This is a genomic window from Serratia sp. NFX21 (assembly GCF_048517035.1).
GTDB lineage: Bacteria > Pseudomonadota > Gammaproteobacteria > Enterobacterales > Enterobacteriaceae > Serratia > Serratia quinivorans.
On the sequence record NZ_CP183196.1, the window covers coordinates 1549123 to 1571132 of the forward strand.

General features: G+C 57.5%; 21 protein-coding genes. 11 read left to right on the plus strand and 10 right to left on the minus strand.

Going from position 1 to position 22010, the window contains the following annotated elements:
* Positions 1–46 precede the first annotated feature (46 nt).
* Entirely contained in the window at positions 47–667 is a 621-nt protein-coding gene (gene ttrR / locus ACNT1W_RS07275; RefSeq protein WP_419246581.1) for a tetrathionate respiration response regulator TtrR, read from the minus strand.
* Positions 642–2399 (minus strand): tetrathionate respiration histidine kinase TtrS, encoded by a 1758-nt coding sequence (gene ttrS, locus ACNT1W_RS07280; protein WP_419246582.1) that lies wholly within the window; start codon positions 2397–2399, stop codon positions 642–644. The genes ttrR and ttrS overlap by 26 nt, the downstream gene beginning before the upstream one ends.
* A gap of 153 nt (positions 2400–2552) precedes the next feature.
* On the opposite strand from ttrS, the gene ttrB reads away from it, so the two are divergent.
* Genes ttrB through ttrA form a run of 3 tightly spaced genes read left to right on the plus strand, consistent with a single transcriptional unit; the run spans position 2553 to position 7418 of the window.
* On the plus strand, positions 2553–3287 hold the full coding sequence (gene ttrB, locus ACNT1W_RS07285) for a tetrathionate reductase subunit TtrB (protein WP_419246583.1): 735 nt from the start codon (positions 2553–2555) through the stop codon (positions 3285–3287).
* On the plus strand, positions 3284–4342 hold the full coding sequence (gene ttrC / locus ACNT1W_RS07290; RefSeq protein ID WP_419246584.1) for a tetrathionate reductase subunit TtrC: 1059 nt from the start codon (positions 3284–3286) through the stop codon (positions 4340–4342). The genes ttrB and ttrC overlap by 4 nt, the downstream gene beginning before the upstream one ends.
* On the plus strand, positions 4335–7418 hold the full coding sequence (gene ttrA, locus ACNT1W_RS07295) for a tetrathionate reductase subunit TtrA (RefSeq protein WP_419246585.1): 3084 nt from the start codon (positions 4335–4337) through the stop codon (positions 7416–7418). Before ttrC ends, ttrA begins: the two co-directional genes overlap by 8 nt.
* A 48-nt stretch (positions 7419–7466) precedes the next feature.
* On the opposite strand, the gene ACNT1W_RS07300 is transcribed toward ttrA, so the two are convergent.
* On the minus strand, positions 7467–8021 hold the full coding sequence (locus tag ACNT1W_RS07300; protein WP_012005511.1) for a DUF3251 domain-containing protein: 555 nt from the start codon (positions 8019–8021) through the stop codon (positions 7467–7469).
* Between the two features lie 187 nt (positions 8022–8208).
* On the opposite strand from ACNT1W_RS07300, the gene nrdR reads away from it, so the two are divergent.
* The 6 genes from nrdR to pgpA all read left to right on the plus strand — a co-directional run bounded on the left by nrdR (position 8209) and on the right by pgpA (position 12337).
* Positions 8209–8658, plus strand: a complete 450-nt coding sequence (nrdR, locus tag ACNT1W_RS07305) for a transcriptional regulator NrdR (RefSeq protein WP_004949256.1) — start codon at positions 8209–8211, stop codon at positions 8656–8658.
* Between the two features lie 10 nt (positions 8659–8668).
* Positions 8669–9778, plus strand: coding sequence for a bifunctional diaminohydroxyphosphoribosylaminopyrimidine deaminase/5-amino-6-(5-phosphoribosylamino)uracil reductase RibD (gene ribD, locus ACNT1W_RS07310; RefSeq protein WP_375189283.1), 1110 nt, complete (start codon positions 8669–8671; stop codon positions 9776–9778).
* A gap of 119 nt (positions 9779–9897) precedes the next feature.
* The gene (ribE, locus tag ACNT1W_RS07315) at positions 9898–10368 is read left to right on the plus strand and encodes a 6,7-dimethyl-8-ribityllumazine synthase (protein WP_012005513.1); all 471 of its coding nucleotides are present in this window, start codon (positions 9898–9900) and stop codon (positions 10366–10368) included.
* Between the two features lie 20 nt (positions 10369–10388).
* Complete coding sequence (gene nusB, locus ACNT1W_RS07320; RefSeq protein WP_012005514.1) at positions 10389–10805, plus strand: transcription antitermination factor NusB; 417 nt, start codon at positions 10389–10391, stop codon at positions 10803–10805.
* Positions 10806–10857: 52 nt separating this feature from the next.
* Positions 10858–11841: a thiamine-phosphate kinase gene (gene thiL / locus ACNT1W_RS07325; protein ID WP_419246586.1), complete on the plus strand. Its 984-nt coding sequence runs from the start codon at positions 10858–10860 to the stop codon at positions 11839–11841.
* Between the two features lies 1 nt (position 11842).
* Positions 11843–12337 (plus strand): phosphatidylglycerophosphatase A, encoded by a 495-nt coding sequence (pgpA, locus tag ACNT1W_RS07330; protein WP_012005516.1) that lies wholly within the window; start codon positions 11843–11845, stop codon positions 12335–12337.
* Between the two features lie 43 nt (positions 12338–12380).
* Here pgpA and ACNT1W_RS07335 read toward each other — a convergent pair whose 3' ends face one another.
* The 4 genes from ACNT1W_RS07335 to xseB form a co-directional block, all read right to left on the minus strand.
* Complete coding sequence (locus tag ACNT1W_RS07335) at positions 12381–13355, minus strand: aldo/keto reductase (RefSeq protein ID WP_012005517.1); 975 nt, start codon at positions 13353–13355, stop codon at positions 12381–12383.
* 107 nt (positions 13356–13462) lie between these two features.
* A complete protein-coding gene (gene dxs / locus ACNT1W_RS07340) occupies positions 13463–15328 on the minus strand; it encodes a 1-deoxy-D-xylulose-5-phosphate synthase (RefSeq protein ID WP_012005518.1) in 1866 nt (621 codons plus the stop codon).
* Between the two features lie 34 nt (positions 15329–15362).
* The gene (gene ispA / locus ACNT1W_RS07345; RefSeq protein WP_115183140.1) at positions 15363–16283 is read right to left on the minus strand and encodes a (2E,6E)-farnesyl diphosphate synthase; all 921 of its coding nucleotides are present in this window, start codon (positions 16281–16283) and stop codon (positions 15363–15365) included.
* Positions 16284–16288: 5 nt separating this feature from the next.
* Complete coding sequence (gene xseB, locus ACNT1W_RS07350) at positions 16289–16552, minus strand: exodeoxyribonuclease VII small subunit (RefSeq protein ID WP_012005520.1); 264 nt, start codon at positions 16550–16552, stop codon at positions 16289–16291.
* 232 nt (positions 16553–16784) lie between these two features.
* On the opposite strand from xseB, the gene thiI reads away from it, so the two are divergent.
* Positions 16785–18233, plus strand: coding sequence for a tRNA uracil 4-sulfurtransferase ThiI (gene thiI, locus ACNT1W_RS07355; protein ID WP_012005521.1), 1449 nt, complete (start codon positions 16785–16787; stop codon positions 18231–18233).
* Between the two features lie 33 nt (positions 18234–18266).
* Here thiI and yajL read toward each other — a convergent pair whose 3' ends face one another.
* The gene (yajL, locus tag ACNT1W_RS07360) at positions 18267–18857 is read right to left on the minus strand and encodes a protein deglycase YajL (RefSeq protein WP_012005522.1); all 591 of its coding nucleotides are present in this window, start codon (positions 18855–18857) and stop codon (positions 18267–18269) included.
* Positions 18820–19731 (minus strand): 2-dehydropantoate 2-reductase, encoded by a 912-nt coding sequence (panE, locus tag ACNT1W_RS07365; protein ID WP_419246587.1) that lies wholly within the window; start codon positions 19729–19731, stop codon positions 18820–18822. The genes yajL and panE overlap by 38 nt, the downstream gene beginning before the upstream one ends.
* 182 nt (positions 19732–19913) lie before the next feature.
* Here panE and ACNT1W_RS07370 point away from each other — a divergent pair, with 182 nt between their 5' ends.
* Positions 19914–20405: a YajQ family cyclic di-GMP-binding protein gene (locus ACNT1W_RS07370; protein WP_012005524.1), complete on the plus strand. Its 492-nt coding sequence runs from the start codon at positions 19914–19916 to the stop codon at positions 20403–20405.
* Between the two features lie 232 nt (positions 20406–20637).
* Here ACNT1W_RS07370 and ACNT1W_RS07375 read toward each other — a convergent pair whose 3' ends face one another.
* Entirely contained in the window at positions 20638–22002 is a 1365-nt protein-coding gene (locus ACNT1W_RS07375; RefSeq protein ID WP_129938623.1) for an MFS transporter, read from the minus strand.
* Between the last annotated feature and the right edge of the window lie 8 nt (positions 22003–22010).

A 22010-nucleotide genomic window follows, 5' to 3' on the forward strand; every position in this document is an offset into this window, starting at 1 on the left:
TTGAAATACGATGCCGGTCGGCTTATTCCGACCGGCATTTTTTTGCCTACAGGCGGCTGACTCCGCTCTCTGAGGGGTCGGTTAACGTCAATTGGTTGAGCGAGTTCACCAGCTCCGCCAGGCTGGCGGCCTGCATTTTTTCCATCACTCTGGCCCGATGCACCTCAACGGTACGCACCGCGATAAAGTGACGATCGGCAATCAGTTTATTGGTCATTCCCGCAGCCACGGCGCGGGCTATTTCACGCTCACGCGGCGTCAGCGCACTGAAACGCTGCTGTAACTGATGGCGTTCCAACCGGTTTTGAGAATGCGCGATTCCGCGATCCAGCGCTTCGATCAGCGGCGCGGCAGCAATCGGTTTTTGCAGGAAATCCACGGCCCCCAGCTTCATCTCCGTCACGGCCATGGCAATATCACCGTGACCGGTGACGATCACCACCGCCAGGGTACTTTCCTGCCGACGCAGTTGTTGATGAACCTGTTGCCCGTCCATGCCCGGCATCCGAATATCCAGCATCACCACACCGCATTGATAAAGACTGACCTGGTCGATGAACTTTTGGCTGTCGTGCCAGATCTGCACCCGATAGTTCAGCCCCTCGAGTAAAAAGCGGCAGGCGTCGGTAACGGCTAAATCGTCATCGACCAGATGTATTAACGCCATGGCAGGTTTCCTGTTGGATCACGGGGAAGTACAGGGTCACGCGCAACCCTTGCTGTTGAGAAGCGGAAAAATAGTTTTCCAGTGTCAGATCGCCGCCCTGGTGCTTCAGCAACCGCTGGCAGATCACCAGCCCCAAACCGAGGCCTTCCGGTTTGCTGCTGCGAAACGGGACGAACGGCAGCGTCAGCTGCTCGGCGTTCAGGCCGCCGCCGTCGTCCTCAACGATCAACCGTTGCTGATGTTGGTCGACTTCCAGCCGCAGAGTGATTTGTTGGGCACCTGCTTGCAGGCTGTTACTCAGCAAATTAGTGAGCACTTGCTCCAACAACGTCGTCTGGCTATACAACTGGCTTTGAGCCGGGATGGCCAGGGTTATGCGGCACAGCGGATACTGTTGTTCTATTTGCATCAGTTTAATCAGGTGTTCCACCAGCGGACGCAACAGCAGGGGGCGTGTGCTTTCATGGTGCGGCGTTTTGCTGGCCCAGCGTCGCAAATTGACAATGCTTTCCGCACCACGCTGCGCCTGCTGGCCAATTTGTTCGAGGATCGGCAGCAACTCGTGCTGTCGATCGCTGCGCTCAAGACGAATACGGCAGCCCTCCGCATAGTGCCGGATCGCCGCCAGCGGCTGGTTAAGCTCATGAGCAAAGCCGGACGCCATTTCGCCCAGAGTGCTGAGACGTTGTGCCTGAGCCAGCGCGGTTTCTCTGGCGCGCAGCGTCTGATGCATCTGTTCGAGTTGGCGTCCGCGACGGCGCACCAGATGGCCGATCCACAGGTGGTTAGCGCCGAGCAACAGCATCCCCCCGAAGATGCCACCGAGCAACAGCAGGTGTTGCTGTGCCCAAAGGGTCACCTCCTGCCAGAGTGAGCGTTGGCTTGGGTGGATATTCAAATCTCGCAGTAGCTGATTAACCTGGCGGGATGACGCCGGGGCGCCCCAAACCGGCAGGCCGGGAGCGTTCATCTGCAGTAACTGGCGGGTTAACTCATCTGCCAGCCGATCCGGGACGTGGTTCAGGGCGGCAAATGACCAGTTGGGATACAGCTCGGTGCTGGTCAGGCAGGGCTGGCCACTGTGTTTTGCCAACAGGGCGCGGTAATCACTGGCCTGCAGCAACCCTTCCGCCTGCATTTTTTCCAGCAGGCAAACCGGCACAATCACCGCATCCAGCGCCCGATCGCGCAGCTGATAAAGCAGGGCATCCGCCGGGTAACCGCTGAAATGCAGTTGCAAGTCTTTCTCCGGGTCAAGGCCCGCGCCAAGCAGTTCTTTATATCCCAGCAGGTAGCCGCCAAAGGCGTCCGCGGCGACGGCACCGACCTTTTTACCAACTAACTGGCTGGCCGTAGTGGTTGGGCTGTCGTGGCGCACCAGTATGACGCTGCCGACCACGTTGCCTGAGGCCTGCTGCGGCTGTTGGGAAGAACGCAGCGAAACCAGCCAGCGCAGCGGGTAGCGGTTATCCAACTGGACATATTGCGCCGGGTTGGTGAGCAAAAAGTCCACGCGTTCATTACGGACCGCCTCATCCATACCGGCCAGGCTTAGCGGCGACAGTTGGAAATGATCGCCGGGAAACTGGCGATTAAGGTGATCGACCAAGGGTTGCCACTGGGCCAGTGCATGGGCGTCGCCGCGCAGCGCCAGCACCGCGATGGTCCATTGCCCCGCCCAGGCAACGTTTAACCAACCCCCCAGCAACAAGATTAGCGCTGCTCTTTTCACCTCTTCTCCACTTTTATGATCCGCATCACCGGGTTGAATTGTCCTGGATCAAGCCGCCGTGGGGAATGTGGTAAACCACAATATTGGCGGTCGGTCGCTGTTTTTACACTCCTTTGTATCAGTTCCCCGGCGGATACTTATTGGGAGAAATCAATGGACAGTGGGAAACGGCAGTTTTTACAACGACTCGGTGCATTGACTGCCGGCGCAGCTCTGGTGCCGCTGGCGCAGTCAGACTGGCAGTTGCAGCCGGCTCGGCGGGAAGGTGACAGCAAAAAGCGCATGGCGATGTTGATCGACCTGCGCCGCTGCATTGGCTGTCAGGCCTGTACCGTTAGCTGTGCGGTGGAAAACCGGCTACCGCAGGGGCAATTTCGCACCAGCGTACTGCAATATCAGGTCAGCCTGACGGGGCAGGACTCGACCACCAACGTGCTGCTGCCACGGTTGTGCAACCACTGTGACAATCCGCCTTGCGTGCCGGTCTGCCCGGTGCAGGCGACTTTCCAGCGTCAGGACGGCATTGTGGTTGTCGACAATACCCGCTGCGTCGGCTGTGCCTATTGCGTGCAGGCCTGCCCTTATGAGGCTCGGTTTATCAACCATGAAACTCAAACGGCCGATAAATGTACTTTCTGCGCGCATCGGCTGGATGCCGGGCTGTTGCCAGCCTGCGTCGAGTCCTGTGTCGGTGGTGCGCGGATGATTGGCGATCTTAACGATCGGCAAGGTGCATTAAGGCGGGCTCTGGATGAGCATCAGGCACAGCTCAAGGTACTGAAACCCGAACAGGGAACGCACCCTCAGGTGTTCTATCTGGGGCTTGATGAGGCATTTGTCAGTCACGTCCGGGGACAACCGGCGCTGTGGCAGGAGGTGCATCCATGATCCGCGAAATTATGGCTCGCCCGCAGGAGATCGCCTGGTTGCCCTGGGCGGTGCAGTATTTTTTCTTTATTGGCCTGGCATGCGGCAGCATCATGATTGCCGTCTGGCTGCGCTGGCGCGATCCACAGAATACGTCACGCCTGGAGCTGGCCGCCGTCTCACTGGCGGTGGTGAGCGGCACCGTGGCGCCGATGGCCCTGAGCGCGGACTTACATCAGCCCGCCCGCATCTGGCATTTCTATGCCTACTTTACCCCCTGGTCGTGGATGTCGCTCGGCTCGCTATTTTTACCGCTGTTTACCCTGCTGGTGGTCAGCTATTTCGTTCTGCTGCTACGGGGGCAATTACGCGCGAAGACCTTGCCGTTTTGGGCGCGCTGGTTACAGTTCCGCCCGGCATGGCGTGAAGAAAAATGGCTGCGTTGGGTAGCGTTGGCCACTTTACTGTCTGCGGTCAGTATCCTGCTTTATACCGGGCGCGAAGTTTCGGTGCTGCGGGCGCAGCCACTTTGGTACAGCCTTTGGTTACCCTGGCTGCTGTTGCTTACCTCCATGCAGGCCGTCCCGCCGCTGTTGGCCTGTTGGCTGCGTCAGGAACCGCAATGGCAGCCGCGTCTGGCTCGCTATCAGGCCGTCAGCCTGCTGCTGTTGTGCCTCTCCGGTCTTGGCTGGTGGCTGGATGGCAGCACTTCTTCCGTCGCGTTGCGCTCGCTTTCGACTCAGGGGGCGGTCTGGTTGTGGGCCGGTATCGCCTTTGTCGCCTTAACCCTGTTGCTGTTGGCGCTGGCGTGGCGCACCCGCCATCGGCCGTTGGGCACCAAAGGGCTACTGGCGCAATCTACCGCGGCGTTACTGCTGTGCTGGGGCGTGCGCTGGATGCTGCTGATGCAAACCCAGACGCTGCCCAAGTTCAACGTATTGACCAATCCCTATGTGTTACCGCTCGGTAGCGAAGGGCTGTTGGCGATCCTGGGCACCCTGGGTTTATGGATGGCTTTAATCATTGGAATTCGTGAATTACAGCATGGGCTGATGGAGAAAAAACACTATGGCTAATTCAACGCGGCGTCAGTGGTTGAAAGGTGGGCTCGCCCTGGGTGGATTGACGCTGTTTGGTGCCAGTTACAGCGAGATGGTGCAGAAAGTGTTTACCGGCCTGCGTGACGGCAGCAGCGGTAAATTGACGCTCGACCGGATCAGCGCCAACTCACTGCCGACAGAGGGCCATCGGCACCCGGATGGCTGGCAGGCCAATCCGCAACAGGCGGTGTCCATGACCCAGTGTTTTGGCTGCTGGACGCTGTGCGGCCTGCGGGTCAGGGTGGATCGCGACAGTAATCAGATTTTACGCGTGGCGGGCAACCCTTATCATCCGCTGTCTCACGACCGCCACTTTCCCTACTCTTTGCCGGTGAGTGATGCACTCAACCGTCTGGGGGGCGATGAAGGCCTTGAACAGCGTTCCACCGCCTGCGCCCGCGGTGCGACCTTGCTGGAAGGGCTGACCAGCCCTTACCGCGTGCTGGAACCGATGAAGCGGGTAGGGCCACGCGGCAGCGGGCAGTGGCAGCGCATCAGTTTTGAACAGTTGATCCACGAAGTGGTCGAGGGCGGCGATCTGTTTGGTGAGGGGCGGGTTGAGGGGCTGCGGGCGATCCGCGATCTCGAAACGCCGCTCGATCCTGAGCAACCTTCGCTGGGGCCAAAGGCCAATCAGTTGCTGGTCACCAATGCCGGTGATGAAGGGCGGGACGCTTTTATCAAACGCTTTGCGCAAAACGCCTTTGGGACACGTAATTTCGGCCATCATGGCGCTTATTGCGGGCTGGCTTACCGTGCGGGATCCGGGGCGTTAATGGGGGATTTGGAAACCAATGCGCACGTTAAACCGGATTGGGACAATTTGCGTTTTGGCTTGTTCCTCGGCACTTCGCCGGCGCAGTCCGGCAACCCGTTCAAACGTCAGGGGCGTCAGTTGGCCAACGCCCGTCTGCGTGATGAATTCCGTTACGTGGTGGTGGCACCGGCGTTGCCATTAACCACCACGCTGGCCAACGATCACAACCGTTGGGTGCCGGTGTTGCCGGGCACCGATTCCGCGCTGGTGATGGGCATGATCCGCTGGATCATCGAACAGGAGCGTTATAACGCCGATTATTTGACGTTACCCGGTGAGGTGGCCATGCAGGCGGCCGGTGAAAAGAGCTGGACCAATGCCACGCATCTGGTGGTGATGAATGACGATCATCCGTTGTGCGGCCAGTTTTTGCGTCGGGTGCATTTGGACGGCGGCACAACCGGAGAGGCCGAAAGCCCGCCTTTGGTCTGGGATACGCAGCGGGCTGAACCGGTGTCGGCTAACCAGGCGCTACAGGGCGCGTTGCGGGTGGAGCAACAGCTGCGGCTGGCCGACGGTTCACAGGTCCAGGTTCGCTCGAGCTTTCTCTGTCTGCAGCGGGCGGCTGAGCGCTTCACGCTGGCTGAGTACAGTACTCGTTGTGGCGTCAGCGCCGAGACCATTGCAGCGCTGGCCAAAGAGTTTACTTCCTATCAGCGGCAAGCGGCGGTGATCGCCCATGGCGGCATGATGAGCGGCAACGGTTTCTATAACAGTTGGGCGGTGATGATGCTCAATGCGCTGATCGGTAACCTGAACCTTAAGGGCGGCGTCTCGGTCGGCGGCGGTAAGTTCAAAGAGTTTGCCGATGGGCCGCGCTATAACCTGAAGACATTTCCCGGCATGGTGAAACCGAAAGGGCTGGTGCTGTCGCGTAGCAAACAGGCGTACGAACAATCGGACGAATATCGCCGCAAGATTGAGCAGGGTGAAAAACCTTACCCGGCGCGCGGCCCCTGGTACCCGTTTGTCGCGGGCCAGTTCACCGAGCAATTGGCCCCGGCGCTGATGGGATATCCCTATCCGCTAAAAGCCTGGATCAGCCATATGGGTAACCCGCTGTACGGGGTTGCCGGTCTGCGAGAGGTGGTCGAAAGCCGGTTGAAAGATCCCCGGCAACTGCCGCTGTTTATCGCGATAGATGCCTTTATTAACGAAACCAGTGCGTTGGCGGATTATATCGTGCCGGACACTCACAACTTCGAGAGCTGGGGTTTTACCGCTCCCTGGTCCGGTGTGATGGTGCGGGCGAGTACTGCACGTTGGCCGATTGTCCCGGCGCGTACCGCGCTCACGGCCGATGGGCAGCCGGTAGCGCTGGAAAGCTTTGTTATTGCTTTATCGAAGGCCATGGGGTTGCCGGGGTTTGGCGATGCCGCACTGCAAGATACGCAAGGCAACACTTTTGGATTACACAGCGCCGAAGATTATTATTTGCGTGCTGCGGCCAACGTCGCCTTTGCCGGTGAGCCGTTGCCCGAAGCGACGAAAAGCGAACTGCGGCTGACCGGTGTTGATCGCCTGCTACCGGCGCTGGATAAGGTGCTGAAAGCGGATGAACGGTTGCGGGTCGGCTATATGCTGGCACGGGGTGGGCGTTTTGCACCTTATGAGCAGGCCTGGCGAGGCAATGAAACCGGACCGCAGTGGAAAAAAGGGCTGAATATCTGGAATGAAGAGGTGGCGCGCCATCGCCATGCCATGACCGGAGAGCGTTATAGCGGCTGTCCGACCTATTATCCGCCGCGTTTTGCCGACGGTTCCGATGTTGGGGATCACTATCCGCCAGAGGCATGGCCGTTCCGTTTGATGTCGTTCAAGTCGCATCTGATGAGCAGCTCAACGGCGCCCATTGATCGCCTGCGCGCAGTGAAACCGGTCAACCTGGTGGCGCTCAATCCGGCCGATGGTGAGCGTTATGGACTACAACATGGCGATCGGGTGCAGTTGCAAACCCCTGGTGGCAGCGTTGAGGCGCAGATCAGCTTGCTCGACGGCGTGATGCCGGGTGTGATTGCTATTGAGCACGGTTATGGCCATCGCGAGATGGGGGCGCGTGCGCACCTGCTGGATGGTCAGCCACTGGCTGCCGATGCGCGCATTGCCGCCGGCATCAACTTAAACGACCTTGGGTTGCCGGATCCGACCAGAGAAATCAGCAATAGCTGGCTGGATTGGGTCAGCGGGGCGGCGGTGCGCCAGGGGCTACCGGCAAGGTTGCAACGGCTGGGTTAAGCAGGTGGCCCACTTTCTCTAAGGGGGGGGAACGTGGGCCTGGCCTGGTTAGTTTTGTGCGGCGGCTGCCGTTGTGGGTTCTACGCTGTGCAGTCGCACATAGCCCAGTTGATCCGGTGTCAGGCCGCTGAAACGCAGCTCAAAACTGTATTCCGTTTTGGGCAGCAATGAGTCCTGGCTCACGATCGGCTGCGAAAGTGCTTCAGCCGTCAGTGGTTTGCCGGTGGTCGCATCCAGTTGGCCCCATTCGACTATGGCCTTGAACGCCGGCAGGGAGGCCTGCGATAGCGTGCGAACGTGCAGCATGGCCTGGGTGCCGTTAGCCTCGCTTTTCACGTGGCTGAGTGACACGCTCAGTTCACCGAGACTGCTTTGCAAACGTGGGGCGTTATTGGCTGCCGGCAGCAGATAGACGCCGCTGGTGGAGTTCTTGTTCAACTGGTTTTGCTGTTCCAGCGCCGTGGCCTGGTTAGTCAGGGTGGTTAATTGCTGATTTAGCTCAACCACCTGATTACGCAGCTTGGGCACTTCGCGAGTTTGCGCGCAGCCTGCCAGCAGCACCAGTGTGCTGAGCAGGAAAATCTTGGGGTAACGGGTTGTCATGGCGGGGATTTCCTATTCAACTTCTCCTGTTATCAGCTTAGTCCGCCTGATGGGGAAAGTCATGTTGATTGTCCTTTCGGGGCGTCGTTCATAGGGGCGCTCCGCAACAAATAGCCGACGGCCTTTGTTGTAACCGTACTTCGGGGTAAACTGTTCTTAACTATGAAAACGTTTATCAGGACGTGTTATGCATTGCCCTTTCTGCGCCGCCGTTGATACCAAAGTCATTGATTCCCGCCTGGTGGGTGATGGTTCGCAGGTGCGCCGTCGCCGCCAATGTTTGGTTTGTAATGAACGCTTCACCACCTTTGAAGTGGCTGAACTGGTGATGCCACGGGTAATCAAAAGCGATGAAGTGCGTGAGCCATTCAACGAAGACAAGCTGCGTCGCGGCATGCTGAAGGCGCTGGAAAAACGCCCGGTCAGCTCCGACGACGTGGAGAACGCGATCAACCATATTAAATCTCAGCTACGTGCCACCGGCGAGCGTGAAGTCCCGACCAAGCTGGTCGGTAACCTGGTGATGGACGCGCTGAAAAAGTTGGATAAAGTGGCCTATATTCGCTTTGCCTCGGTTTACCGCAGCTTTGAAGATATCCGCGAATTCGGCGAAGAGATCGCCCGACTGCAGGACTAAAGGGGCTTTGATGCATAACGACGAGTTTTATATGGCTCGCGCCTTTGAGCTGGCGCGACTGGGGCGTTTTACTACCGCACCGAATCCCAATGTCGGCTGCGTTATCGTGCGCGATGGCGAAATCGTCGGTGAGGGTTACCATCTGCGCGCCGGTGAACCGCACGCGGAAGTCCATGCGCTGCGCATGGCGGGCGAAAAGGCGTGCGGTGCCACCGCTTATGTCACGCTGGAACCCTGTAGCCACCACGGCCGCACGCCGCCCTGTGCCGATGCGTTGGTCGCAGCCGGCGTAGCCCGTGTGGTGGCGGCGATGCAGGATCCCAACCCGGAAGTTGCTGGACGTGGCCTGTATAAACTGCAGCAGGCGGGGCTGGATGTGCGCCACGGTTTGATGCTGGCCGAAGCTGAATCGGTGAATCTGGGTTTCCTCAAACGGATGCGCACCGGTTTCCCTTATGTGCAACTGAAGCTCGGCGCCTCACTCGATGGCCGCACGGCGATGGCTTCCGGCGAAAGCCAATGGATCACTTCACCGCAGGCACGTCAGGACGTGCAGCGTCTGCGAGCGCAAAGCGCCGCTATTCTCAGCACCAGTGCTACCGTATTGGCTGACGATCCGTCACTGACGGTGCGCTGGGATGAACTGGACGCTGAAACGCAAAGCATTTACCCGCGTGAAAACCTGCGTCAACCGTTGCGCATTATTCTGGATAGCCAAAATCGCGTCACCCCACAGCACCGGGTGGTACAACAACCGGGGCAAACCTGGCTGGCGCGCCTGCAGCCGGATGAGCAAATTTGGCCGCAGGATGTCGAGCAACTGACCTTTCCGGCGCACGGCGGTGGCGTTGATCTGGTGGTGATGATGATGCAACTGGCGAAACGCCAGGTGAATTCCATCTGGGTCGAGGCCGGCGCGCAGTTGGCCGGTGCCTTGTTGCAGGCCGGGCTGGTTGATGAGCTCATTTTGTATATCGCGCCAAAACTGTTGGGTGATAATGGCCGCGGTTTGTGCCATTTGCCGGGCCTTGAACACCTGACCGATGCACCGGAATTCGTCTTCAGCGAAGTGCGGCAAATCGGCCCTGATTTGCGGCTGCGGCTGAAAGCAAAATACTGATTTTAAAACCTGCGTGCCGGGTAGGCTGTCGTTTTACAAAACCGCCCGCGCAGGCAGATAAAGAATGTGATAGAATCCGCCCCCCTGCGGGGTATTGAACCCATTTTTAAGGAAAGCCCATGAAAGTTATCGAAGGTGTTGTTGCTACTCCAAATGCCCGTGTGGCGATTGCAATTGCACGTTTTAACAATTTCATCAATGACAGCCTGCTGCAAGGTGCTATCGACGCACTTAAGCGCATTGGCCAGGTTGCTGACGACAACATCACCGTTGTCTGGGTCCCGGGCGCTTACGAGTTGCCGTTGACTGCACGCGTGCTGGCTAACACCGGCAAATACGATGCAGTGATCGCACTGGGCACCGTTATCCGTGGGGGCACCGCGCACTTCGAATATGTCGCGGGCGAAGCCAGCTCCGGCCTGGGCAGTGTTTCTCTGAACACTGAAATCCCGGTTGCCTTTGGCGTGCTGACGACCGAAAGCATTGAACAGGCTATCGAGCGTGCCGGCACCAAAGCGGGCAACAAGGGCGCTGAAGCGGCTCTGACCGCACTTGAAATGATTAATGTTATCAAAGCTATTAAAGCCTGAATTTAGTTAAGGGGAATTCCGTGAAACCTGCTGCTCGTCGCCGCGCTCGTGAGTGCGCTGTTCAAGCGCTTTACTCTTGGCAGTTGTCTAAAAATGACATTGCCGATGTTGAACACCAGTTCCTGTCGGAGCAAGATGTCAAAGATGTAGACATCGTCTATTTTCGGGAGCTGCTGTCCGGCGTGGCGGTGAATGCAGGTCTGCTGGATAGCCTGATGGCACCTGTCCTGTCGCGTCAGCTCGAAGAGCTGGGCCAGGTAGAAAGAGCCGTTCTGCGTATTGCGCTGTATGAGCTGAAAATGCGTGAGGATGTGCCTTACAAGGTGGCGATCAACGAGGCGATCGAGCTGGCGAAAACCTTCGGCGCTGAAGACAGCCACAAGTTTGTGAATGGCGTGCTGGATAAAGTGGCACCAAGCATTCGCAAGAAAAAATAAAAAATTAAGGCCGGTATCCCCGGCCTTAATTTCTTCTATTGGAATATCGACCATGGCATGTGGCGAATTTGACCTCATTGCCCGCTATTTTGACCGGTTTAAGAGTCTGCGCCGGGATGTACAGTTGGGCATTGGAGATGACTGCGCACTTCTGACAGTGGCAGAAAAACAGCTTTTGGCCGTCAGTACCGACACTCTCGTTTCGGGCGTTCACTTCCTGGCGGATATCGATCCCGCCGATCTCGGCTACAAAGCACTGGCAGTTAACCTGAGCGACCTGGCAGCCATGGGCGCCGATCCCGCCTGGCTTTCACTGGCGCTAACCCTGCCGGAGGTGAATGAACCCTGGCTGAAGGCGTTCAGCGATAGCCTGTTCGAACAACTTAATTATTACGGTATGCAATTGATTGGCGGTGATACCACACGCGGCCCGTTAAGCATGACGTTAACCATTCACGGCCTGATCCCGGTCGGGCGGGCATTGACCCGCAGCGGTGCGCGTATCGGCGACTGGATCTACACCACAGGTACGCTGGGTGACAGCGCCGCCGGTCTGGCTGTGCTGCAGGAACGTTTGCAGGTAGCGGACGCCGAGGCACGCAATTACCTGATTGGCCGTCATCTGCGGCCTCAGCCACGGGTATTGCAGGGGCAGGCACTGCGCGATCTGGCCAGTTCGGCGATTGATATTTCCGACGGCCTGATTTCTGACCTGAAACATGTGCTGAAAGCCTCCGAGTGCGGTGCGCGCATCAATCTCGATGAGCTGCCGTTGTCGCAGGCGTTAAGCAGCCATACGGATGCCGATCAGGCGCTGCGCTGGGCATTGACCGGCGGTGAAGATTACGAACTCTGCTTCACCGTACCGGAAATCAACCGTGGTGCACTGGAGGTGGCGTTAAGCCATCTGGGCGCTGACTATACCTGTATTGGTCAGATTGGCCCGCTTTCCGAAGGCATCAAATTCTACCGCAGCGATGAAGTGGTGGAACTGCCGTGGCACGGTTTCGATCATTTCAGCGAAGGACAGGCGTAACATGGATGAAGCTAAACGCCGCTTGCGGATGAGTAATCCGTGGCACCTGCTGGCCACCGGCTTTGGTAGCGGTTTGTCGCCGGTGATGCCGGGCACCATGGGTTCACTGGCGGCGATCCCCTTCTGGCTGCTGTTGATCCAACTGCCATGGCAACTGTATTCGCTGTTGGTGATGTTCAGCATTTGTATTGGCGTCTACCTGTGCCATCAGACCGCCAAAGATATGAAGGTGCACGACCACGGCAGCATCGTCTGGGACGAGTTTGTCGGCATGTGGATCACGTTGATGGCACTGCCGGTCAACGACTGGCAGTGGGTTGCGGCAGGTTTTGTGATTTTCCGTATTTTGGATATCTGGAAGCCATGGCCGATCCGCTGGTTTGATCGCAATGTGCACGGTGGCATGGGGATCATGGTCGACGATATCGTCGCCGGGGTCCTTTCCGCCGGTATCATCTACCTGATTGGTCACCATTGGCCGCTTGGGTTGTTCTGATTTTGAGGGCGCAGTTCAATGCTGCGCCCCTGAACCCTCCGGGTTATTCAAATCCTGTCACGTGGTGCGGCACATAAGCCGTTTCCAGCTCGGCAATCTCTTCCGGTGTTAATTCAAGATCGACGGCGGCGACGGCGTCTTCCAGATGGTCATGGCGTGACGCACCGATAATCGGCGCGCTGACGACAGGCTTGCTCAACAGCCACGCCAGTGCGATTTGCGCACGGGGCACACCGCGTTCTTCGGCAATACTGGCCACGCGTTCGGCAATGATGGCGTCGATGCCTTCGGTTTCATCGTACAGATTTTTACCGACCTGATCGGAGACCAGACGCGCAGTGGTTTCCCCCCAGGGGCGGGTTAAGCGACCCCGCGCCAACGGGCTCCAGGGCAGCACGGCAATGCCTTCGGCAGCGCACAGCGGTAACATCTCACGCTCTTCTTCACGCTGGATCAGGTTGTACTGGTTCTGCATGCTGACAAAGCGCGTCCAGCCGTGCAGATCGGCGGTGTACAGCGCCTTGGCGAACTGCCAGGCGTACATTGACGATGCGCCGATGTAGCGTGCCTTACCGGCTTTCACCACATCGTGCAGCGCTTCGAGCGTTTCTTCCAGCGGCGTTTCATAATCCCAGCGATGGATCTGCAACAGATCAACGTAGTCGGTGCCCAGCCGCTTGAGACTGTCGTCGATGGATTGCATGATTTTGGCGCGCGAAAGTCCCTGCTGCAGATTACTCAGGGGGAAATAGACTTTGGTGGCGATCACTACCTGGTCACGGCGGGCATAATCGCGTAGTGCCTGGCCGACGATCTCCTCACTGCTGCCGTCTGAGTAGCTGTTGGCGGTGTCAAAGAAGTTGATGCCGGCATCCAGCGCCTGTTTCAGCAGCGGTCGGCTGCTTTCCTCCGGTAACGTCCAGGCATGGTTGCCACGGCTGGGTTCGCCGTAGGTCATGCAGCCCAGACAGATACGTGAGACGTTCAGGTCGGTGTTACCCAGTTTCAGATACTTCATGCTTGCCTCCCGGTGTCAGCACAGAACTTTAACTGTAGCGGATTTTCGGGTGACAGAAATAAAAACGCCCCCGCAAAGCGGAGGCGTCGATCGAGCGGGTGCGGCGATTATTGCGCCAGCCAGACCTCAATTTGCCGCTGGATGCCGGCGGCGTCCAGGCCGAGATCGCTACGGACTTCTTCCTGGCTACCCTGGGAGACAAAGAAGTCCGGCAGGCCGATATTCAGCACCGGTACCACACGGCGCCTGGCCATCAGCAACTCGTTCACGCCGCTGCCGGCACCGCCCATAATGGCGTTCTCTTCCAGCGTGACCAGTGCGTCGTGGCTGGCTGCCAGTTCCAGTATCAGCTGTTCGTCCAGTGGCTTCACAAAGCGCATATCCACCAGCGTTGCGTTGAGCGTTTCCGCTACCTGCGCGGCTTCCGGCAGCAATGTGCCGAAATTCAGGATCGCCAGCTTTTCACCTTCACGGCGGACAACGCCTTTGCCGATCGGCAGAGAGTTGAGAGGTTCCAGCGGTGCACCGGTACCATTGCCACGAGGATAACGCACGGCGCTTGGGCCTTCGTTATAGTGATAGCCGGTGTACAGCATCTGACGGCATTCGTTTTCATCACTTGGCGTCATGATCACCATGGTCGGGATGCAACGCATAAATGACAGATCAAAGGCTCCCTGGTGAGTCTGGCCGTCAGCGCCGACAATACCGCCGCGATCGATGGCAAACATCACCGGCAGCTTTTGAATGGCGACGTCGTGGATCAACTGATCGTAAGCGCGTTGCAGGAAGGTGGAATAAATTGCTACCACCGGCTTATAACCGCCAATGGCCAAACCGGCAGCGAAGGTCACCGCGTGCTGTTCGGCAATCGCCACGTCAAAATATTGCTGCGGATAGTCGCGAGAGAACTGCACCATGCCCGAGCCTTCACGCATGGCCGGGGTGATGGCCATCAGCGAGCTGTCCTTGGCGGCGGTTTCACACAGCCAGTCGCCAAAAACTTTTGAATAAGTTGGCAGGCCGCCGGCGCTTTTCGGCAGGGTACCGCTGGCCGGATCAAATTTTGGCACCGCGTGGAAGCTGATCGGGTCTTTTTCCGCCGGGGCGTAACCACGGCCTTTTTTGGTCATGATGTGCAGCAGTTGCGGGCCTTTCAGGTCACGCATGTTTTTCAGCGTGGCAACCAGCCCCTGGACATCGTGGCCGTCGACCGGGCCGATATAGTTAAAGCCCAGCTCTTCGAACAGCGTGCCCGGTACCACCATGCCTTTCAGGTGTTCTTCGGTGCGTTTGACCAGCTCTTTAATCGGCGGCAGGCCGGACAACACTTTTTTACCGCCCTCACGCAGGGTGGAATAAAGCTTGCCGGACAGCAGCTGCGCCAGATGGTTGTTCAGCGCGCCGACGTTTTCCGAAATCGACATTTCGTTATCGTTCAGCACCACCAGCATATCCGGATCGATATCACCGGCGTGGTTCATGGCTTCAAACGCCATGCCGGCAGTGATCGCGCCATCGCCGATCACGCAGACGGTACGGCGATTTTTGCCTTCACGCGCAGCGGCTACCGCCATGCCGAGACCGGCACTGATCGAGGTGGAAGAATGACCGACCGACAGGACGTCGTATTCACTTTCTGCCCGCCACGGGAAAGGGTGCAGGCCATTTTTCTGGCGGATGGTGGCGATTTTGTCGCGACGACCGGTCAGAATTTTATGCGGGTAGGCCTGGTGGCCAACGTCCCATACCAGATGATCGAAGGGGGTTTGGTAAACATAGTGCAATGCCACCGTCAGTTCGACGGTACCCAGCCCGGAGGCAAAGTGGCCGCTGGAGCGGCTGACGCTGTCCAGCAGGTATTGCCGAAGTTCGTCACACAGCTTCGGTAGGCTCTCTTTTGGCAGCGAACGGAGTTCATCCGGATTTTCCGCTAGCGCCAAGGTCGGGTATTTGGCTATATCAAGACTCATTCGATACTCATATCAGAGGAGTTAACGTCACACGTTAATTGTCGCGTTCAATAATGAAGCTGGCTAACGCTCGCAATGGCGCTGTGTTATAAGATTGTGCTGCCAAAGTGTCTAATGCAGCTAAAGCTTCCTGATAGAGATCCCACGCTTTTGCTTTCGCGCTGTCAAGCCCGAGCAAAGCTGGATAGGTGCTCTTTCCGTGTTGCTGGTCCGCCCCCTGGCGTTTACCGATTTTTTCGGTTTCGCCGACCACGTCCAAAATATCATCCTGCACCTGGAACGCCAGGCCAATCGCAGCGGCGTAGCGATCAAGCTGTACCAGTGCGGCGCGGCCAGGCTCACCGGCGGCTAATGCCCCAAGGCGAACGGCTGCGCGAATCAAGGCACCGGTTTTGTGTCGATGGATTTGCTCCAGCGCTTCCAGACCAATCTGCCGGTCTTCGGCTTCCAGATCCAGCGACTGGCCGCCACACATGCCGGCAACGCCGCTGGCGGTTGCCAGTTCGGATATCATCGCCAGCCGGTCGCGCAGTGCCACGTCGGGCATCTCGGCATCGGCCAGAATGGAAAATGCCAGCGTTTGCAGGGCATCGCCGGCCAAAATGGCGTTGGCCTCACCAAATTTGATGTGGCAGGTCGGCTGACCGCGACGCAGATCGTCGTCGTCCATCGCCGGCAGATCGTCATGGATCAAAGAATAGGCGTGAATGCATTCTACCGCAGCGGCGGGCGCATCCAAATTATTCAGTGATACGCCAAACATCTGCCCGGTGGTGTACACCAGGAACGGACGCAGACGTTTACCGCCCAGCAGCGCGCCGTGACGCATTGCCGCCACCATGTTGCCATCATTGAACGGCAGTGGCGCGATAAAATTAAGCAGCGTGCGGTCGGCCCGCTGGCGTAAAGCCTGCAACTGGTCAGAAAAGGCGGTCTGTTGGACAGTCTCGGACATGGTGATTACTCGGCATCCGGTGTGAAAGGCGTCAGCGCGGCATCATCGGCGCTGTCGTTAAGCAAAATTTGTACGCGTTGCTCCGCCTGCTGCAGTTTCTGCTGGCCCTGGCGTGCCAACTGTACGCCGCGTTCGAACTCATTGAGCGCGTCTTCCAGCGGTAACTCACCCGATTCCAGACGCGTGACGATGCTTTCCAACTCGCTAAGGGAGCTTTCAAAGCTGACGCTTTGCTCTGTACTGTCTGATTGTGCAGGTTTTTTTGGCATAATTTTCTTTTTACATCATCATGTGAACAGTGGCGCCAGAGCCTATCTTAGCGGGTCTTGATTGGCAAATCATGGCGCACAAGTGTGGTTTTGTGCACCGAGCTCCACCAGATAGTGGTATACTCGGCGCCGCAAATGCGATTGATAAAACATTCGGCAGCCCCGTTGGTTTTATCAATCGCATATACATTGTAAATCCTTTTCCCTCGTAATTCTGACAATAAAGACCGCCATGAAGTTTATCATTAAATTGTTCCCGGAAATCACCATCAAGAGCCAATCTGTGCGCTTGCGCTTTATCAAGATCCTCTCGACCAGTATTCGCAACGTCCTGAAGCAGTATGATGAAACACTGGCGGTTGTCCGTCACTGGGATCATATCGAAGTTCGCGCTAAAGATGAAAACCAGCGGCCGGTGATTGCCGACGCGCTGACGCGCATTCCCGGTATCCACCACATTCTGGAAGTGGAAGACCGCGACTATACCGATATCCACCATATTTTCGAGCAGACGCTGGAAGCCTACCGCGAGCAACTGGAAGGCAAGACCTTCTGTGTACGCGTTAAGCGTCGCGGCAAGCAGGACTTCAATTCGCAGGACGTGGAGCGTTACGTCGGTGGCGGTCTGAACCAGCATATTGAAAGCGCGCGCGTTAAGCTGTCGCATCCGCAGGTGACGGTTAACCTGGAAATCGAAAACGACAAGCTGATGCTGGTGAAAGCCCGCCGTGAAGGCATCGGCGGCTACCCGGTAGGCACTCAGGAAGACGTGCTGTCGCTGATTTCCGGTGGTTTCGACTCGGGTGTTTCCAGCTATATGCTGATGCGCCGCGGTTGCCGTGTGCATTATTGCTTCTTCAATCTGGGCGGCGCGGCGCATGAAATTGGCGTGCGCCAGGTAGCTCACTACCTGTGGAACCGCTTTGCCAGTTCGCACAAGGTGCGCTTTATCGCTATCGATTTTGAACCTGTGGTTGGCGAGATCCTGGAGAAGGTCGAAGACGGCCAGATGGGCGTAGTGCTCAAGCGCATGATGGTGCGTGCCGCTTCGCAGATTGCCGAGCGTTATGGCGTGCAGGCATTGGTGACCGGTGAAGCGCTGGGGCAGGTATCCAGCCAGACGCTGACTAACCTGCGCCTGATCGACAACGCGTCCGATACGCTGATCCTGCGTCCTCTGATCTCCCACGACAAAGAGCACATCATCAAAGTGGCGCGTGAGATCGGCACCGAGGACTTCGCCAAGACCATGCCGGAATACTGCGGTGTGATCTCGAAAAGCCCGACGGTGAAGGCGATTAAAGCCAAGATCGAAGAAGAAGAAGGGCACTTTGATTTCAGCATTCTTGACCGTGTGGTTAGCGAAGCCAAGAACGTGGATATTCGCACCATCGCCGAGCAGACTCAGGAGCAGGTTACCGAAGTCGAAACCGTGGCGGAGTTCGATGCTGACCAGGTGATTCTGGATATTCGTTCTAACGACGAGCAGGAAGATAAACCGCTGAAGCTGGATCAGGTTGAGGTGAAACCGCTGCCGTTCTACAAGCTCAGCACCCAGTTTGGCGATTTGGATCAGAGCAAAACTTACCTGCTGTACTGTGAGCGCGGCGTGATGAGCCGCCTGCAGGCGCTGTACCTGCTGGAGCAAGGCTTCACCAATGTTAAGGTTTACCGCCCATAATTAATTCAGGGGGCGCACTGCAGCCCCCGTGATTTAATCGCGGAAGTCGTACATTCCAGGTATCAATACCAGCTGAGCGGCGATCTCCGCCGCTTTGGCTTTCCCCAGCAGCAAATCAATCAGCTTCAGCGCAAACTCCATTGAAGTTCCCGGCCCCTGGCTGGTGAGCAGGTTAACGCGCGGATCGAACACCACACGTTTTTCTATCCATTGGTCGGCCGGGATCTGTTCTTTCAGCCCCGGGAACCCGGTCATATTGCCAATGGGGAACAGATCGTGGTGTTGCAGCACCAGCGCCGGTGCTGCGCAGATGGCGGCGACAATATTGCCCTGCAGGTGCATCTGACGCACTTTCTCCACCAGCAGCGGGCTGTCGCGGAAGCACTCGGCACCTTTCAGGCCACCGGGCAGCACTATGGCGTCGAAAGGCTCGTCCACAATCGACACCAGTGGTGCATCGGCCAGCAGTTTTACCCCGCGTGAACAGACGATGGTCAGGTCGCCATCGCCCGCTACGCTGGCGGTAGTCACTTTAACGCCCGCCCGCACCAGCAGATCAATGGTGGTGACGGCTTCGATTTCTTCGCTACCAGGTGCCAGGCAGACCAGCGCCGATACGCTCATATTCATTTTCCTTTCGCTTAATCAATTCAAACAGACGTGCGTTCTCTGGCAGAGTCACGCCGTGGCTACGCGCGCGGCGCAGCAGGTAACCGGTAATGTAGTCGATTTCGGTGTGTCGCTGGGTGCGGATATCCTGCAGCATTGAAGAAACGTTGTCCGCAGTGCTGTGGATCACTTCCATGACGTACTGCTGCAAACCCTCGCATGAGGTGTGGTAGCCCTCCATTTCCATCACGCTGGAGACCTCGCGGCAGATAAGCTCGATTTGTTCGGGATAGCGTTGCAGATCGCCATTACGGCAGTTATACAGCGCCGTGAGCGGGTTGATCACGCAGTTGACCGCCAGCTTGCGCCAGTTCGCCGAGGCGATATTATTGTGCCAGGCGACGTCAGGCAGGGCCTGATGCAGCACTTCTGCCAGGTGGCTCAGTGATTGCGCCGCCGGTGATGTCGGGCCGATATGGGTGGTGCCACTGGCGACATGGATAATAGTGCTGCCGTCATGACGCGCCGCATGGGTAGTGGTGCCCTGCAGTATCGGTTGGTTGTTCGCCGGCAGTTCGTCCTGGGTGCCCATGCCGTTATGCAGCAGCAGGATCGCGCAGCGTGGGTTCAATTTTGGCAGCAGCGTGCTGACCGCACTCGATACCTGCCAGGCTTTCAAGGTGACCAGCAGCAGTTCGCTCTGGGCTAAATGTTCGGGGTCGTTGGTGGGTAAATTACGGTTGAACGAAGCGCCTTGCGGCTCAATCACGTTCACTGCGCAGAAGGGTTGTGGCACCCGTAGCCATCCCTGTACATCGTGACCCTGCTGATAAAGCCGGGAGAGCCACAGTTGTCCGAGCGCGCCGCAACCAAGAATAGTTATTTTCATCCAGACTCCTTGGGGTAACGGGAATATCGCTCAATGACTGTCTTATAATTATAGACTTTTCTGCTGTTCGGCGGCTTATCCGCCGCTAGCTTCAGCCGATTTTGCCTGAGACGCTAAAGCGGTTATCATGCTCGGCATCGAAATCGCCTATCCCATTAGGCTCTCATTCAGGAGGAAGAAGTATGCCATCTTTCGACATTGTTTCCGAAATTGATATGCAGGAAGTGCGTAACGCCGTCGAGAACGCCACGCGCGATCTGGGCACCCGTTGGGATTTCCGCAACGTGCCGGCCAGCTTTGAGCTGAACGAAAAAGACGAAAGCATTAAAGTTGCCAGTGAGTCTGATTTCCAGGTGCAGCAGTTGCTCGATATTCTGCGTGAAAAGCTCAGCAAGCGCAGCATTGAAGGCAGCGCACTCGAGATCCCGGAAGAAATGACTCACAGCGGTAAAACCTACAGTGTGGATGCCAAGCTGAAGCAGGGGATTGAAAGTGCCCAGGCGAAGAAACTCGTCAAGCTGATCAAAGACAGCAAGCTGAAGGTCCAGGTACAGATTCAGGGCGATGAAGTGCGGGTAACCGGTAAATCACGCGACGATCTGCAGGGCGTGATGGCGCTGGTGCGCGGTGCCGATCTCGGACAGCCGTTCCAGTTCAAGAACTTCCGCGATTAAGGTTTCATTAGCACCGACAAAGCCAGTTATTAGGGAGAGCGTGCCGAAGGGGTCGTAGCAGCCTTGGCTGCCGACCAATTTGCTGGGAGCAAATTGGAACGACTTCCAGTCGGCCCGTAGGGTGGGACACACGGACGTGTCCCATAATGGCCCCTCGGTGCGCTAGGCCCGGGTATCTCGGGCTAAAAACAACTTTATTATCAAACGTGGGCCAGCTTGCTGGCCCTTTTCTTTACAGTGAATTCACCAGCGCTTCCAATTGGACTCGGTTGGTTTGTTTGGTATCGACCTTCACGTAGGCGCTGCGCTCTTCCGGCACCACTATCGCTTCCGCCACGCCCGGTTGGGCTTTCAGGCGGCTTTCCAGTGCCGAATCCTTCACGGCCAGTTCCGACAGCGTAATACGCAGGCTGCTGACGTAAGGCGGTTCTTGCATGGTACTGCTGACCAAAAACCAGATTGCCGCCAACACCGCCCCGGCGATAAACACCAGCCCCGCACCCTGCAGGCCATACAGCAAGCCACCCAGGCTGCCGCCGATCGCCACGCCGATAAACTGGCTGGTGGAGTAAACCCCCATCGCCGTACCCTTGTAGCCGGCCGGAGACTCTTTGCTGATCAGCGAAGGCAGAATGGCTTCCATGACGTTAAACGCCATAAAGAACAGCTGCACGCCGGCAATGATGCCCCACAGGTGCGCGCCGGACAGCCACAGCAGCACTTCCGCGCAGAACAACACCGCTACGCAACCCATAAAGACCTGCTTCATGCGGCGCTTCTTCTCGGCATAAATGATAAAGGGCACCACGGCAGCAAAAGAAACCAGCATGGTGACCAGATAGACAATCCAGTGTTCGCTCGGCGCCAAGCCGGCTTTTTCCATCGCCAGCGGCAGCGCCACGAAGCTGGACATCAGCAGGATATGCAGACACATGATGCCGAAATTGAGCTTCAACAGCCGGGAGTTGCTCAGCACCTTGCTGAAGCTGCCGCGTACGATGCTCGATTCCCGGTTCAGCACGTGGTGGCTGGCGGAAGGAACCACCGCCAGAGTGATCACGATGCCGGCCAATGCCAGCACGGCAATCATCCAAAACAGCGCATGCAGGCCAAAGGCGTGGGTAACGATCGGGCCGACCACCATGGCAATAGCGAAGGTAATACCGAAGCTGACGCCGATAAACGCCATTGCCTTGGTACGGTTTTGTTCCCGGGTCAGGTCTGACAGCAGTGCCATCACTGCCGCGGCGATAGCGCCGGAGCCCTGTAATGCCCGGCCGAGGATCACCCCCCAGATGGAGTCGGTCGCGGCGGCAATGACACTGCCCAGCGCAAAGATCAGCAGCCCGCCGACAATCAACGGTTTACGGCCGATACGATCGGATATCAGGCCGAAGGGGATCTGAAACACCGCCTGCGCCAGGCCATAAATACCGATGGCGATACCGATCAACGTTTCGCTGGCGCCGTTCAACGCCATACCGTAGGTGGTCAGTACCGGCAACACCATAAACATGCCCAGCATGCGCAGTGAGAATACCGTGCCTAATCCCCAGGTCGCTCGTCTCTCCAGCGGGGTCATTGCATTATCGTTCATTAAAACCT